This window comes from Kutzneria viridogrisea DSM 43870 (assembly GCF_000525635.1).
GTDB classification, from domain to species: domain Bacteria; phylum Actinomycetota; class Actinomycetes; order Mycobacteriales; family Pseudonocardiaceae; genus Kutzneria; species Kutzneria viridogrisea.
Genome location: NZ_CP007155.1, coordinates 2,069,217 through 2,084,179 on the forward strand (window position 1 = coordinate 2,069,217; position 14,963 = coordinate 2,084,179).

At 71.0% G+C, this 14,963-nt stretch carries 13 protein-coding genes; 6 read left to right on the forward strand and 7 right to left on the reverse strand.

Annotation, left to right across the window (positions count from 1 at the left end; all coding sequences use genetic code 11):
* Nucleotides 1–1,093: 1,093 nt before the first annotated feature.
* The 5 genes from KALB_RS09390 to KALB_RS09410 all read right to left on the reverse strand — a co-directional run bounded on the left by KALB_RS09390 (nucleotide 1,094) and on the right by KALB_RS09410 (nucleotide 7,558).
* Nucleotides 1,094–2,371 carry a cytochrome P450 gene (locus KALB_RS09390; protein ID WP_025355462.1) on the reverse strand — a complete coding sequence of 426 codons (1,278 nt, stop codon included), beginning with the start codon at nucleotides 2,369–2,371 and terminating at the stop codon, nucleotides 1,094–1,096.
* Nucleotides 2,372–2,599: 228 nt separating this feature from the next.
* Entirely contained in the window at nucleotides 2,600–3,154 is a 555-nt protein-coding gene (locus KALB_RS09395; protein ID WP_025355463.1) for an HAD family acid phosphatase, read from the reverse strand.
* 124 nt (nucleotides 3,155–3,278) lie between these two features.
* A complete protein-coding gene (locus KALB_RS09400) occupies nucleotides 3,279–4,214 on the reverse strand; it encodes a hypothetical protein (RefSeq protein ID WP_025355464.1) in 936 nt (311 codons plus the stop codon).
* A 7-nt stretch (nucleotides 4,215–4,221) separates the two neighbouring features.
* A complete protein-coding gene (locus KALB_RS09405) occupies nucleotides 4,222–6,090 on the reverse strand; it encodes a family 20 glycosylhydrolase (RefSeq protein WP_025355465.1) in 1,869 nt (622 codons plus the stop codon).
* A gap of 163 nt (nucleotides 6,091–6,253) precedes the next feature.
* The gene (locus tag KALB_RS09410) at nucleotides 6,254–7,558 is read right to left on the reverse strand and encodes a sigma-70 family RNA polymerase sigma factor (RefSeq protein ID WP_025355466.1); all 1,305 of its coding nucleotides are present in this window, start codon (nucleotides 7,556–7,558) and stop codon (nucleotides 6,254–6,256) included.
* Between the two features lie 112 nt (nucleotides 7,559–7,670).
* Here KALB_RS09410 and KALB_RS09415 point away from each other — a divergent pair, with 112 nt between their 5' ends.
* Entirely contained in the window at nucleotides 7,671–8,378 is a 708-nt protein-coding gene (locus KALB_RS09415; protein ID WP_052360443.1) for a CAP domain-containing protein, read from the forward strand.
* 217 nt (nucleotides 8,379–8,595) lie between these two features.
* Here the strand turns inward: KALB_RS09415 and KALB_RS09420 are convergent, their stop codons facing one another.
* Nucleotides 8,596–8,844: a DoxX-related protein gene (locus tag KALB_RS09420; protein WP_025355469.1), complete on the reverse strand. Its 249-nt coding sequence runs from the start codon at nucleotides 8,842–8,844 to the stop codon at nucleotides 8,596–8,598.
* Between the two features lie 159 nt (nucleotides 8,845–9,003).
* Between KALB_RS09420 and KALB_RS09425 the strand changes: the two genes are divergently transcribed.
* Genes KALB_RS09425 through KALB_RS09435 form a run of 3 tightly spaced genes read left to right on the forward strand, consistent with a single transcriptional unit; the run spans nucleotide 9,004 to nucleotide 12,649 of the window.
* Nucleotides 9,004–10,509, forward strand: coding sequence for a flavin-containing monooxygenase (locus KALB_RS09425; RefSeq protein WP_025355470.1), 1,506 nt, complete (start codon nucleotides 9,004–9,006; stop codon nucleotides 10,507–10,509).
* Nucleotides 10,509–12,020, forward strand: coding sequence for a flavin-containing monooxygenase (locus KALB_RS09430; RefSeq protein WP_030108225.1), 1,512 nt, complete (start codon nucleotides 10,509–10,511; stop codon nucleotides 12,018–12,020). The genes KALB_RS09425 and KALB_RS09430 overlap by 1 nt, the downstream gene beginning before the upstream one ends.
* 8 nt (nucleotides 12,021–12,028) lie before the next feature.
* Nucleotides 12,029–12,649 carry a TetR/AcrR family transcriptional regulator gene (locus KALB_RS09435; protein WP_052360444.1) on the forward strand — a complete coding sequence of 207 codons (621 nt, stop codon included), beginning with the start codon at nucleotides 12,029–12,031 and terminating at the stop codon, nucleotides 12,647–12,649.
* Between the two features lie 446 nt (nucleotides 12,650–13,095).
* Here KALB_RS09435 and KALB_RS09440 read toward each other — a convergent pair whose 3' ends face one another.
* A complete protein-coding gene (locus tag KALB_RS09440; protein WP_025355473.1) occupies nucleotides 13,096–13,794 on the reverse strand; it encodes an SDR family oxidoreductase in 699 nt (232 codons plus the stop codon).
* 77 nt (nucleotides 13,795–13,871) lie between these two features.
* Between KALB_RS09440 and KALB_RS09445 the strand changes: the two genes are divergently transcribed.
* Together KALB_RS09445 and KALB_RS09450 are read left to right on the forward strand one after the other, a co-directional pair.
* A complete protein-coding gene (locus tag KALB_RS09445) occupies nucleotides 13,872–14,327 on the forward strand; it encodes a winged helix-turn-helix transcriptional regulator (RefSeq protein ID WP_025355474.1) in 456 nt (151 codons plus the stop codon).
* Nucleotides 14,328–14,361: 34 nt separating this feature from the next.
* A complete protein-coding gene (locus tag KALB_RS09450; RefSeq protein ID WP_148309412.1) occupies nucleotides 14,362–14,910 on the forward strand; it encodes an NADPH-dependent FMN reductase in 549 nt (182 codons plus the stop codon).
* Nucleotides 14,911–14,963 lie beyond the last annotated feature (53 nt).

Here is a 14,963-nt window from a genome sequence, read left to right on the forward strand (position 1 = left end):
CTGCCGTGGACGCGGGCGGGACGCCGCCGAGACGCGCTGCGAAAGGACCATTCGCTGCGTTCAGTGCAGTGAAAGCCACCTTCGCGGCGGTCGTGGCAGGTCCACAACCTCGCCAAGGGCACCTTTGAGACGTCCCTGCCGTGGACAGGTGGGACGCCGCCTGGTGTGCGGCGAGGTTCGCCAGCGGCCGAGGCGGGCTGAACGCCCACCTCAGAGCGGGGTTCGCCTACGGCAGACCGGGACTCGTCTGCGCCAGAGCGGGACTCGCCCGCCCCAGACCGGGGCTCGCCGACCGCAGACCGGGACTCGCGCACCTCAGAACGGGGTTCGCCCGCGGCTGACCCGGGACTCGCCGACCCCAGCGCGGGACTCGCGCCCACCTGGCCGGGGCTCGCCGGCCGCAGACCGGGACTCGCGCACCTCAGAACGGGGTTCGCCCGCGGCTGACCGGGACTCGCCGACCCCAGCGCGGGACTCGCGCCCACCTGGCCGGGGCTCGCCGGCCGCAGACCGGGGCTCGCCGACCGCAGACCGGGGCTCGCCCACCTGGGCGGGACGCGCGCTGGTGGGGGCGTGGTTCGTGCACGGCTGGCCGGGGCTCGCCGACCCCGGGCTGGTGCTCGCCCGTGCCAGCGCGGGGCTCGCCGACCTCACACTGGGGCTCGCCGACCTCAGGCCGGGAGTCGCGCCCACTTGGCGGGGGACTCGCCCGTGCCGGAGCGGGACTCGTCTGCGCCAGAGCGGGACTCGCACGCACCTGGCCGAGACTCGCCGACCCTGGGCCGGGGCTCGCCCACCTGGGCGGGACTCGCCCGCCCCAGGCCGGGGCTCGCGCCCACTTGGCGGGGGACTCGCGCGCGGCCGGGCGGGACTCGTCTGCGCCAGAGCGGGACTCGCACGCCCCAGAGCGGGACTCGTGCCCACCTGGCCGGGACTCGCCCGCCTCAGGCCGGGACTCGCCCGCCTCAGGCCGGGACTCGCCCGCCCCACGCCGAGACTTGCCGACCCCGGCCCGGGGACAGTCCCCGGCCCGGGGTCGGCGGAGTGGGCCGTCGCACGCAGCGCGTGACCACCGCCCCCCCGCGAGTGGTGACTACTCGGCGAAGACCGGCAGCTTGTCCATGCCGTAGACGATCGACAGCTGGCGGAAGGCCAGGTCCTGCGGGGGCACCGCGAGCCGCATCTTCGGGAAGCGGCGCACGAGAGCGGGGTAGGCGGCGCGCAGCTCCATCTTGGCCAGCTCAGCGCCGATGCAGCGGTGGATGCCGTGCCCGAACGCCAGGTGCGAGGCATTGGCGGGCCGGGTGGGGTCGAAGGTGTCCATGTCGGTGCCGAGGGCCTTGTCGCGGTTGGCCCCGCTCAGCGAGACGATGATGACGTCGCCCGCGCTGATCTGCTTGCCGCCCAGCTCCATGTCGACCTTGGCGAAGCGCGGGAAGGCCACCTGCACCACGGTCAGGTGCCGCAGCAGGTCCTCGACGAACGGGTTGATCGCCTCGTCCTGGTCGTGCACCAGCTGGAAGTGCTCGCGGTCCTGCAACAGCACCAGCGCGCCCAGCGCGAGCATGCTGGCGGTGGTCTCCAGCCCGCCGGTGAGCAGGCCGTCGGCCATCGAGGCGAGCTCGTCGTCGTCGACCTCGTCCCCGTGCTCCTTGATCAGCATGCCGATCATGCCCTCACCCGGGTCGCTGCGCTGCTTCTGCACGATGCCGCGCAGGTACACCAGTGACTCGGAGATGGCGCCCAGCGAGGCGTTGGCCCCGCCGAACAGGTCGAAGCGCGCGGTGCTCAGCCGCTGGAAGTCCGCGCGGTCCTCGTAGGGCACGCCCAGCAGCTCGCAGATCGTCAGCGAGGGAATCGGCAGCGCGAAGTGCTGCACCAGGTCCACGGGCGCCCCGGAGCGGGCGATCTCGTCCAGCTGGCCCTCGACGATGGCCTCGATTCTGGGCGTGAGCCGGGAAAGGCGGCGCATCGTGAACTCGGGGGTGAGCAGCTTGCGTAGCTTGGTGTGCTCCGGCGGGTCGGTGAAACCCAGGCCACCGGGGTTCTCCTCGGCGGTGATGCCGAAACTGCCCGCCAGGTTGGAGAAGTCGTTGCTGAACAGGTCCACCTTGCTCAGCACGTGTTTGGACTCGTCGTACCCGGTGATCAACCACGCGTTCATGCCGAAGGGCACCGGGAGCTTGCTCACCGGCTCGGTCTCGCGGACGCGGCCGAGCTCGGCGACGGGATCGACGCCGACCCGCTTCAGCGGCATCAGCACGGATTCGGGAAGAAAGGGGATTCCCGACAGGGAGAACCCCTTTTTCTTGGTCCTGGCGAAATGCCTACGCACCAGCCACCCGGTGATGCGCGAGCGGAGATTCGTCATGAATTTACGGTACCGCACCGCCTCGGGAGGGTTCGTGACCGTCGTGCGAACGCGACGTGGATCACCCGCAACCGTGCCCCACGATCGGGTGATCAGGGTGTTCTCGGGAACCAGGGGGCTGCCCGGGACGACCTGGGTGGAGTCGGCACCCGCCCCCCAGCGTGCCGGCGGGCTCGGCAACGCCGGACCGGTCCGCGCCACCGGCGCCCACCGGTCCGGCGTCCCGGCTCAGCTGAGCTGGCCGTCGTAGTCGGGCAGCTTGAAGCCCTTCTCGTAGTTGGCGCCCTCGAAGTCGGTGGACCGGTTGCCGATGTTGGCGGTGATCGTGTACCCGGCCGAGGTGTACTCCTTGCGGCAGCGCTGCTTGGTGGCCGAGTTGCTGCTGTCGTGCGAGTTCTTCATGCACAGGCCGTCGATCTGGTACCCGGCGGCGGTGAGCTGGCGCTCGGTCGTGCTCCGGCCGGACTCCTTGCGGCCGGTGGCGAACAGCACAGCCACCCCGTGCTGGGCCGCCCAGGTGGCCACGGCGCGCACCGGCTTGTTCGGCGCGCCCTCGTGGTACTCGCTCTCCAGCGAGGTGTTGTCGATGTCCAGCACGATCGCCAGCTTCGAGCCGCCCTGGCCCACGCGCTGCTCCAACCAGGGCGTGGCGGGCTTGATCGCGGCGGTCACGTCCGACTGCCACTGCTGGTAGCTGGGCAGGCGCTGGGGTGCGGCCGAGGCGGTCGCGGCCACGCCAACCAGCAGGGCGGCGGCGCAGGTGCCGAGTGCTGTGCTCCGCATGAGCAATGCCTTCACTTGGGGTACTCCTCGGTGTGCAGGGAAGAGGAGCCCCCATCCTGGCTCGGGCCGACCACCGGCGCACCCGCCGGTGGTCGGCCCGCCTTCAGTGCCACTTCGTAACAGCTCAGCTCCACTGCCAGCGCAGGCCGACCGTGCCCGGCGCCAGGTTCGTGTGCGCCACGTGCACGGCGGGACGGCTGTCCGGCCGCACGGGGCGCACCCGGTGCTGCCGCCGGGAGATCAGGTCGCGCTGGTAGGACCAGCACTGCACGGGCACGGCCCGCGCGGCGAAGTGGACCTCCAGCAGGTAGCTGTGCACCGGCTGCCGGAAGTGCCGCTGGTGGTAGTTCTCCCTGCGCGGCGCTGAGAAGGTGAACTCGTGGCCGAGCACCGCCGTCTCGCCCCTGGCCAGCTCGGAGTCCAGCACCAGCTCCACCACCGCCAGGGCGTCGTCGTGCCGGGTCTGCACCCGGCCGACCGAGCAGTTCACCGTGGCGGTGATCCGCGGCGCCAGCTCGCTCTGGCCCGCGCGCAGCCCGGCGTGGGTGCGCACCACCCCGTCCCGGGTGGCCTGCACCACCTCGTGCAGGGTCAGCCGCTCGGGCAGGCCGTCCGCACCGAGGTGCAGGGTCTCGTGCAGGCTCAGCACCCGCAGACCGCTGCCCACGGGCAGCCGTTGCCAGTCCAGCAGGGACTCGATGCGGCCCGGGGGCTGTGGCGGCAGCCCCACGCGCGGACCGCGCCGGTCCAGCAGACTGGTCAGCGCGTCCTTGGGCAGGTCGAGTTCCTGTTCCAGCACGGAGATCCCGCGCAGCGACTCCTCGCGCCTCGGCACGCTGCGGCCGTTCTTCCAGTAGCTCAGGGTGGCCGCGCTCAGCTGGACGTCCCGAGTGGACAGTCGGTTGCGGAGCTGTTCCAGTGTCAGGCCCCTGGCCGCGATGGCCAGGGCGAGGGCGTGGTGGAACGGGCCGGAGCCCAGTGCGGCGCGCAGTCGCTCGGTGATCGTCGGCGTCCTGGCTGGCTGCGGTGCCAGCGCGGGGAGCGGGCTCGCGAAGCGCATGGCGGCCTCAGTAGACCTCGAACTCGTACAGGGAGTAGCCCCAGCCGGTGGCCCGGGTCACGCCCTGCATGCGCACGTACCGCCCGGAGCCGGTCAGCCCGGTCAGGTCCTCGGTGCCGCCACGCCCCGCGTTGGTGCTGTAGATCGTGTTCCAGTTCGTGCCGTCCACGGAGGTCTGGACCTGGTACGCCTTGCCGTACGCGGTCTCCCAGCTCAGCTTGACCCGGCTCACCGCGTGCACCGAGCCCAGGTCCACGGTGATCCACTCGCCGTCGCCGTAGGCGCTGGACCACCGTGTGGCGTAGTCCCCGTCCACCGCGTTGTAGCCGGGGAAGTCCGGGGTCTCCGTGCTCGACACGGTGATCGGCCGGTTGGCGGCCAGGTTGCCCACGGGCCAGGCGGGGTTGCGCCCGATCAGGCCGATCACGTCCTGGAACGCGGAGTAGCCGTCCGCGGGCTTGGCGGAGCCCCAGGTCTGTTGCGCCACAACGCGGAGCAGGTCGCGGATGCCCGAGGCCACGTGCGCTTCGGTCTCCGCGTCGGGGAAGTCGCACCACACGTGCACCTTCTCGCCGAGGTTGTGGCTCGGGTCGGTCAGGCTTTGGTTGCCCTGGAACAGGTTCGGCGTCCACTGCTCGTAGGTGGTCGCCGGACTCGCCTTGCCCCGGCCAAGCACGTAGTAGGTCGGGGTGTAGCTGGAGTTCATGATCTGGTGGCCCCCGTCGACGAGCTGTTGCGGGGAAAGGCCGTAGTTGTACCAGAACTCCACCAGCACGTCCGGGTGCACGGTGACCGCGGAGCCGCCGTACAGCCCGTCGTTCCAGGCGCGGGTGGTCTTGCCCGAGGCGCGGACCAGGTCGTCGGCCCAGTTGACGAAGCCCAGGTAGGTGTCCTTGGCCACGGCGTTGGCCCCGTAGTGCTGCTTGGCGTAGGCCAGGACCTGCGGGTAGTTGCCGTAGTTGCCCACGTACTCGTCGGCGCCGATGTGGAAGTACGGTCCGGGGAACAGCTCCGCGTACTCGGTGATCAGGTCCTTCAGCAGCGCGTACGAACCGTCCTTGGACAGGTCGATGAAGTCGGTGCTGACGCTGCCGTCGGCCCCGGTGAGCCGCAGGTCGGGGTGCGCGTTGAGGACCGCCCGCAGGTGCCCGGGCATGTCGATCTCCGGCACCACCGTCACGTGGTAGGCCGCCGCCACCGCGAGCAGGGTGCGGACCTCGGCCTTGGACAGGTGCTCGGTGGAGACCACCTCGGGGTGGCTGGTGCTCTCCACCCGGAAGCCCTCGTTGTCCGACAGGTGCAGGTGCAGGTAGTTCATCTTCAGGTACGCCAGTTCACGCACCTGGTCGATCAGCCAGTCCAGGGTGAAGAACTTGCGCCCGTCGTCGACCATCAGCCCGCGCTGCGGGTAGCTGGGCCAGTCCCGCGCGCTGCCCTGCGGCACGCTGGTGCCCTGGTGCAGCAGTTGCAGCACGGTCCTGGTGCCGTTGAACAGCCCGGTGTCGGTGGGCGCCGTGATCGTGATCCGGTCGGTGATCGACAGCGTGTAGCCCTCCTGGGGGTCGGCGCCGCCAAGGGCCAGGTACACGTCCCCGGGGCGGGGTGTGCCGACAACAGGGGTGAAGTCCCTGCCGTACAAGGACTTCAGGTCGGCGGCGAAGGTGTTTGCGGTGCTGCTCAACACGGTGGAGCCGAGCACGACCCGGCTGCCGGGGCCGAAGGTGAAGCTGCCGGTGCCGCCGGTCCACTGCCGCAGCGCGGGGATCGTGGACGGCTTGGTGTTGGCGGCGGGCGCGGCACCGGCGTGCGCACTCGGGGTGATCAGTGTCAGCGCGAGCAGGATCGCTGCTGACAGGCGTGCAGGGGTGGACGCCATGGCTACTCCAGACACTCGGCGGCAGGGCTCCGCTGTCGGTAGTTGCTCGCAAGGGTCCCGCTTTGTGCAGCTTCGCGCAAGGGTGGCGGGCGGCGCCTTGTCATGAAAGTGCCGTTCGGGACACCTGGTGTCCCGAACGGCACTTTCATGACATCCCGGCAGGTCACTGCCGTCCGAGCACCATCGACCAGTAGTAGTGGCACGGCCCGCCGACCGCCCGGCTGACCCCGATCGACCGGTAGCCGCAGTCGAAGGCGGAGCGGTCGGCCAGCTTGTCCAGGGTCTGCTCGGCGGTCTCGGTGGAGGCGGCCACGGCCATGGCCGAGGGGCTCGGGTAGCCCGCCTCGCGCACGTCGGCGGCGAGGTCGTCCCCGGTCGGGCCGGTGAAGTCGATGTAGCCGTTGGCGGCCATGTCCTTGCTGTGCCTGCTGGTGGCCCGGTTCAGCCGCTGGTCCTCGCGCAGCGGCGCGCAGCCCCGGCTCGCGCGCTGCTGGTTGACCAGCACGACGAAGCGCTGGTCCTCGCTCGGCGGGGGCGGCAGCTTGGTGGTCGTCGTGGTGGTCGGCGGAGCAGTCGTGGTGGTGGTCGTCGGGACCGGAGTTGTCGTTGGCACAAGGGAAGTCGTGCTGCTCGCCGTCACGGTCGGCAGCGGGGCGGCGCTGGGCGCGGGCGCCGGGGTGGGCAGCAGCGACCAGCCCACCAGCCCCGCCGCCACCGCGGCGCCGACCACGGCCAGGCGGACCGCCAACGGCTTGATCCCGGCCGTCCGCTGCTGCGCGAGCCACAGGGCCGCCAGCACCGCCATGGGCACCGACACCTTGCGCGCCAAGCCGCTGCACACCGGGCACCGCCGCAGGTGCCGGTCCACGCTCGCCCGCTGGCCGATCGTCAGCTTGCGCGGGCGGTCCGGCACCAGGGCCGCCAACCTGGTGCAGCTCGGCCTGCTCCTGGTCAGCAGCAGGATGCGCACCGCGTGTCCCAGCGCGGTCCGCGCCCGGTGCGCCAGCACGGCGGCGTGCGCCGTGCTGACCCCCAGCGCCTGCCCCAGCTCCGCGTTGCTGACCTCCTCGCGGACCGTCAGCTCCAAGATCGCCAGTTGGCGCGGTTCCAGGCTGGCCGCCGCGTCCCACACCAGTTCCGCCGCCACGCTGTCCTCGGCCGTACGCGCCGGTACCTCGGGCAGTTCCGGCAGCAGAGTGGGTCCCTCCGCGCGGACCTCGTCCACCGCGGTCCGGTGCACGATGCTGAACAGCCAGGGCCGGAACCTCGCCGGGTCGCGCAGGTTCGGCAGCTTGCGCAGCGCGGAGACGAACGCGTCCTGCACCACGTCCTCGGCCAGTGCGGTGTCGTTGACGATGCGTCGCGCGTAACGCGTCACCGGCAGCCGGTACCGCTGGTACAGCGTGGTGAACGCCTCCCGCGACCCGGCGCGGGCCTGCTCCACCAACTCGCTGTCGGTGACCGGCAACGACTTCCCTCCCGATAGTGGTCTGCGTCACATCTGGGTCTGGGCGTAATCCGCGGGCACCTGTCCCCGTCCACAGGGCAGCAGTCCCGAGCCCGGAAGGAACATAGCCACCGTGTCCGTCCCAGACAACGGCCGCAAGCGCCCGATCCTCCTCGTCTGCCTGGCGCTGGCCGCCGCGGTCGTGGTCGGCGTACTGGTCGCCGCGCTCGCCGTGCAGACCAGACCGACCGCCGCTCGGTTACCGGAGGAAGTCGTTGCCGTGGCGACCCCGTTGACGCTGACCACCACCGTCGGCGGCAGCACGACGACCACGACCTCCGCCTCGCCGACGACGACCACCACCACCACCACCACGCCGACGACGACCACCCGCAGCAGCACGTCCACGGTGAAGGCCGCGCCGCCGGTGGTCACCAGCAGCGCCGTCAAGCCCGCGAACTCGGGGCCGGAGAACGAGGTGCTGGCCCTGGTCAACAAGGAGCGCCGCGCGAACGGGTGCGGTGACCTGCACTGGGATGACCGGCTGGCGCTCGCGGCGCGCAAGCACAGCCAGGACATGGCCGTGCGTAACTACTTCAGCCACGACACCCCGGAGGGGGTCGACCCGTGGCAGCGGATCAAGGCGGTCGGCTACGCCGATCCGAGCGGGGAGAACATCGCCGCGGGGCAGAACGGCCCGGAGTCGGTGATGACCTCGTGGATGAACAGCCCAGGCCACCGCGCCAACATCCTGAACTGCTCGTTCAAGGCGCTCGGCGTCGGCGAGTACAAGGGCGGCAGCTACGGCTTCTACTGGACGCAGGACTTCGGCTACGCCTGATCCCGCACCTCCCCGGCGGCGGCTTCGACGGAACGGGGCCCTCCCTGTCGCCCCGCGTCCGCTGCGCTCCTGATCCGGTCTCTGGACCGGCGCGAAGACGCGGGGCGCGGGCCGCCGCCGGGGTTCCCGCCCGCGGCTGGGCGGGATTCGTCCGCCTCAGAGCGGGACTCGCGCGCCCTGGAGCGGGACTCGCGTGCTGGTGGGCGGGACTCGCGGGTCAGCGGGCGGCGCGGGAGGCGAGCCAGAGCACGTAGGCGCCCAGGCCGATCAGTCCGAGCTTGCGGGTGCGCTGGACGGTGATCGCCGCGCCCAGGGCCAGTTCGGTGGCGCCGTTGCGGTACACCCACTGCCGCGTGTCCTCGGGGAAGGCGATCGCGGAGACCGGCTCGAAGAGCTTGGGCGCCGCGAAGTGGGCGACCCCGGTGCCCGCGAGCAGCACGCCGAAGGCGCGGGTGAGCTTGGCCATGACTGGTCCTCCCGTTACGCATCAGTAACCCGTACTTCCGGTAACACATACCACTGGTAGGTGGCGAAGTCGAGGCTTGGTTCCGGTGCGCCGCGGTGGTAGGAACTCAAAGCGGAATGACAAGTCATTCCGCTTTGATCCGCAGGTGGGAGGGCTGTCGTGGGCCAGACCCCCGAGTACGAGGTGGTCGTCGTCGGCGCCGGTTTCGGTGGGCTGGGCGCGGCCATCGCGCTGCGCGCCGCGGGCCTGACCGACTTCGTGATCCTGGAGCGGGCCGCCGACATCGGCGGCACCTGGCGGGACAACACCTATCCCGACGTGGCGGTGGACCTGCCGTCCTTCACCTACCAGTTCTCCTTCGCGCCCAACCCGCGCTGGAGCCGGGTATTCCCGAAGGGCGCCGAGGTCAAGGCGTACATCGATCACCTGGCCGACCGCTACCAGCTGCGCCAGCACCTGCGGCTGAACACCGAGATGACCGCTCGCGAGTGGGACGAGGTCAACCACCTGTGGCGGCTGCACCTTGGCGACGGCTCGGTGCTGACGGCCCGGTTCGTGCTGACCGCGCTGGGCGCGTTCGTGGACCCCAAGCGGCCGGACCTCCCCGGGCTGGCGGAGTTCACCGGCAAGGTCGTGCAGGCCGCGCGCTGGGACCACGGGCACGATCTGAGCGGCGAGCGGGTGGCGGTGATCGGCACCGGGTCGACCGCCGTGCAGCTGGTGCCGAAGGTGGCGCGGGTCGCGAGCAGGCTCACCGTGTTCCAGCGGCGCGCGATCTGGGTCTTCGCCAAACCGGACCTGAAGATCCCGCCCGTGCTGCAAACCCTGTTCGCCAGGGTGCCCGCCGTGCAGCGGGCGGTCCGCGCGGTGACCTCGGCCGTGGTCGAGGCCCTGCTGGTCGGCACGGTGGTGCTGGGCAAGCCGGGCAGTGTCGTGGCCAAGATCGCCGAGACGGGTATCCGCGCCTACCTGCGCACACAGGTCGCCGACCCGGTGCTGCGCGCCAAGCTGACCCCCGACTACGGCTTCGGCTGCAAGCGGCCCAGCGTGTCCAATACGTACTACCGCACCTACACCCGCCCGAACGTGGACCTGGTCACCGAGGGCATCGAGCGGATCACCGCCACGGGCGTGCGCTCACGAGACGGGCGTCTGCACGAGGTGGACACCCTGATCCTGGCCACGGGATTCCGCTTGTCCAACGATCCTGAGAACTATCGAAAAGTGCCGGTGCGCGGCCGGGACGGCTTCGACCTGGCACAGTTCTACGCGGGCAACAAGGTGCAGGCCTACGAGGGCGTGAGCATCCCCAAGCTGCCCAACAGCTTCTTCATCTTCGGGCCGTTCTCCTGGACCGGCAGCTCCTGGCACGTCATGGTGGAGACCCAGTCGCACCACGCGATCCGCGTGATCACCGAGGCGCGGCGGCGCGGGGCCACCGCCGTGGAGGTCAGCCAGCGGGCCAACGACCGGTTCTTCCGCTTCGTGCACCGCAGGGCCACCGGCTCACTGATCATGACCAACAACTGCACCGGGGCCAACACCTACTACATCGACCACCACGGGGACTTCTCCCTGCTGCGGCCGACAACGGCCTGGCAGGCGTGGCGGGCCAGCAGGAGGTTCTCCTTGGACGACTACACCTACCGCACGGTGGGCCAGTGATGAGGCCGCGGCACGAGGTCGTGGTCATCGGGGCCGGTCCGGGCGGCATCGCGGCGGGCGTGGCGCTCAAGACCGCGGGCATCGCCGACTTCGCCCTGCTGGAGCGGGCCGAGGACCTCGGCGGCAGCTGGCGGGACAACACCTATCCCGGTATCGGCGTGGACATCCCGTCCCTGGCCTACCAGTACTCCTTCGCGCGCAACCCTTCCTGGAGCCGGGTCTTCGCCAGGGGAGCGGAGGTGCTGGCGTACCACCGTTCGGTGGCCCAGCGCTACGGGCTGCACAAGCACTTGCGCACCAACACCACCGTGCTGCGCGAGGAGTGGGACGAGCCGAACCGCCTGTGGCGCCTGCATCTGGGCGACGGCTCGGTGTTGACGTCGCGGTTCGTGATCAGCGCGGTCGGCGCCTTCCTGACGCCCAAACAGGACCCGGGCATCCCCGGGCTGGACGAGTTCGGCGGCAAGGTGCAGCGGCCCGCCTCCTGGGACCACGAACACGACCTGCACGGCAAGCGCGTCGCCGTCATCGGGACCGGCGCGAGCTCCGTGCAGATCACCCCGGCCATCGCGCCGGAGGTCGCCGCGCTCGACGTATACCAGCGCACCCCCGTGTGGTGCCTGCCCAAGCCGGACTTCACCATCCCGCCCGCGGCGCAGTCCGTGCTGCGCCTGCCCGGGGTCATGCCCTTGCTGCACGGGCTGATGCTCGGCTTCGTGGAACTGCTGCTGTGGCCTGCCGTCTACGCCCCGCTGCCGGTCGCCGTGCCCGCGATGCGGTTGATGGACCGCTCGGCCCGTGCCGCATATCGTTGGTACCTGGGCAAAGTCGTGCGCGACCCGGCGGCACGCGAGGCGCTGCTGCCCAGTTACGGCCCGCTGGGCAAGCGGCCCACGCTGTCGAACACGTTCCTGCGCGCGTTCAACCGGGACAACACCAGGCTCGTCACGACGGCGATCGACCGGTTCACCGAGCGTGGGATCCGCACGCGGGACGGGGTCGAGCGCGAGTACGACGTGATCGTGCTGGCCACCGGCTACGAGCTGTTCTCCGACCCGGAGAGCTACCGGCCCGGTACGGTAGTGGGTCGCCGCGGCTTCGACCTCGGCGAGTTCTACGCGGAGAACGGGTTGCAGGCCTACGAGAGCGTGAGCGTGCCGCGGCTGCCCAACCGGTGGACGCTGGTCGGGCCGTACTCGTGGACGGGCACCGGCTGGCACGCGCTGGTGGAGATCACCGCGCGGCACGCCGTGCGGGTGATCACCGAGGCCAGGCGGCGCGGGGCCACCGCGGTGGAGATCGGCCAGCGCGCGCACGACGCGTACCACAACCGGGTGCGCAGGCACGGCCGCAACATCGCGCACTACTTCCGCGTGCTCAACCGGGGCGTGCGCAGCTACTACCTGAACTCGCAGGGCGACGTGCCCTACATCCGGCCGTCCACTGTGGTGCAGGCGCGGTGGGCGAGCCGCCGGTTCCCGCTGGAACACTACGAATTCCGCCTGGAATGATGAGCGGGGTGAGCACAGCAGCGGATCGTGCGGCCGAGCGGGCCGAGCAGCGGCGCGCCGACATCGTGCACGCTGCCTTCAAGGTGTTCACCCAGCGCGGCTACCACGCCACCGGCATCGCCGACATCGCCGGTGAGCTGGGCATCGGGCACGGCACGTTCTACCGCTACTTCGAGAACAAGCGGGACATCCTGGTGCACGTGCTGGCCGACGCGGCCCAGCGGCTGCTGTCGGTGATCGACTTCGACGAGCCGGGGGACACCGACTCGCTGGCCGAGTACCGGGCGCAGACCGAGCGGATCTGCCACCGGCTGTTCACCCTGTTCGCGGAGTCCCCGGAACTGGTGCGCCTGCTGTTCGTGGAGGGGCTGGCCGCCGACCCGGAGCTGACCGAACTCACCCTGGGCACGCACCGGGCCATCGCCGAGGGCACGGCGCTGTACCTGCGCAACGGCGTGCACAAGGGCTTCCTGCCCGCCGACCTGGACGTGGAGGTCACCGCGCACGCCCTGGTCGGCGTGATCATCTCCTGCGGGCTGTCCCTGCTCACCGCCGCCGACCCGGTCGCCGAGCGGGACCGCTGGATCCGCGCCGGCACCCGCGTCATGTTCGACGGAATCGCCCACTGACCCCAGGGCGTGTCGGACCTTCCAGCCCCGCGTGTCGGCCGTTCGGGTATGGCGTGTCGGCGTTTCCGGGGTGGTGTGTTGGACGTTCCGGCCCCGCGTGTTGGACGTTTGGGTGTGGTGTGTTGGGGCATCCGGCCGCGCGTGTTGGACGTTCCGGTGCGGCGTGTTCGACCCTCCGGCTCAGCGCGGGCAGGACCCCGGCTCCCGCGAGTCCCGCTCTGCCACGCGCGAGTCCCGCCCTGGTACCCGCGAGTCCCGGTCACTGACCGGCGAGTCCCGCCCTGGCGCCCGCGAGTCCCGCCCACTGACCGCCGAGTCCCGGTCGCTGACCCGCGAGTCCCGCCCACCGGCCCGCGAGTCCCGCTCTGTGGTCGGCGAGTCCCGCTCACCAGCGCGTGAATCCCGCTCACCGGCCCGCGAACCCCGTCGCCACGTGAACCCCGTCGCTACGCGAACTGCGGGTACAGCGCCTTCGCCCCACCGGCCAGCCCGGCCCGCACGGTGCGGCTCACCTCGTCGGCGAGGATCTCCAGCTCACCGGCCGCCACACCGTCCAAGGCCAGCTTGGCCACGGCCGCCGGGTCGGTCTTGGCGCCGTCCACGTGCCGCGCCATGTCGGTGTCCATGTAGCCCACGTGCAGCGCGCTGACCCGCGTGCCCTGCTCGGCCAGTTCCAGGCGCAGCGCATTGGTCAGCGACCACGCGGCCGACTTCGCCGCCGAGTAGGCCGCGGTGGCGGGCGAGGTGAACCAGGACAGCACCGACAGCACGTTCAGTACGGCCCCGCCGCCCTGCTCGGCCAGTTGCGGGGCGAACGCCCGCGTCACGGCCAGGGTGCCGAAGTAGTGCGTCTCCATCTCCAGGCGGATGTCGTCCAGTGAGCCGTGCAGCAGCGAGGAGCCGGTGGACGAGCCCGCGTTGTTCACGAGCAGCGACAGGCCGGAGACGGATTTCGCCGCTGCCGCAACGGATTCGGGGTTGGTGACGTCCAGCGCCACCGGGATGGCCCCGGGCAGGTCGATCGAGGCGGGGTTGCGGGCCGCCGCGTAGACGGTGGCGCCCCTGCCGAGCAGCTGCGCGGCGAAGTGCCTGCCGAGGCCGCGGTTGGCGCCGGTGACGAGTGCGGTGCTTCCGGTGAGGTCCATGACGCGCTCCCTCTGGGTTGGTAGTTCCAACTTATCCATCTGGGTTGGAATTGGCAACTGAGGGGTAGGATGGCGTCATGGCATCTGCGAAGTTGTTGGACTCCAGTTGCCCCGTCGCGCGCAGCCTCGGCGTGCTCGGTGAGCGCTGGACCCTGCTGATCCTGCGCGAGGCGATCAGCGGCACGACCAGGTTCGCGGGCTTCCGTGACGCGCTGGGCGTGGCGCCCGACGTGCTCACCGACCGGCTCGCCACGCTCGTCGAGTACGGGGTGCTGACCCGCGAGCCCTACCAGGAGCCGGGCAGCCGTCAGCGCTTCGACTACCACCTCACCGAGGCGGGGCGCGAGCTGCACATCACACTCGCCGCGCTGTGGCAGTGGGGGGACAAGCACCTGCCGATGTCCGGCGTGCCGAAGGTCGAGCGCCACGCAAGGGAAACCGGCCGCCCGCTGCACGTGGCCTTCGTGGACGACCGGGGGCGCGAGGTCGGCCTGGACTCGGTGCGGAGCACCTGGGTCCAGCCGGCGACTTGACCTCTACATTACTTGAAGTCCGATGCTGTTTTCCATGACAGCACAGGACAAGCAACTCAAGCTCGCAGTGATCATCGGCAGCACCCGGCCTGGCCGCAGGGCTCCGGTCGTCGCCGGGTGGTTCGCCGAGCGGGTACGCGAGCACGCCGGGTTCGAGCTGGACCTGGTCGACCTGGCCGAGCACGCCCCGGACGATCCGGACATCGGCGCGCGGCTGGAGGCCGCCGACGCGTTCGTCGTGCTGACCCCGGAGTACAACCACAGCTACCCGGCCCCGCTCAAGGCCGCGATCGACGGGCACTACACGCAGTGGCGTGCCAAGCCGATCGGGTTCGTCAGCTACGGGGGCATCTCCGGCGGCCTGCGCGCCGTGGAACACCTGCGCCAGGTGTTCGCCGAGATGCACGCCGCCACCGTGCGCGACACGGTCAGCTTCCACAACGTCTGGGAGCAGTTCGACGAGCAGGGCGACCCGCGGCACGCCGAGGGCTGCGCCACCGCGGCCAAGACGGTGCTGGACCAGTTGCTCTGGTGGGCCGAGGCGCTGAGCGCGGCGCGGGCGGCCCGTCCGTACCAGGCTTGACGCCCGTCCACGCCGAACTAAAACTGAACGTTCAGTTCAGTTCGAGGGTGGGG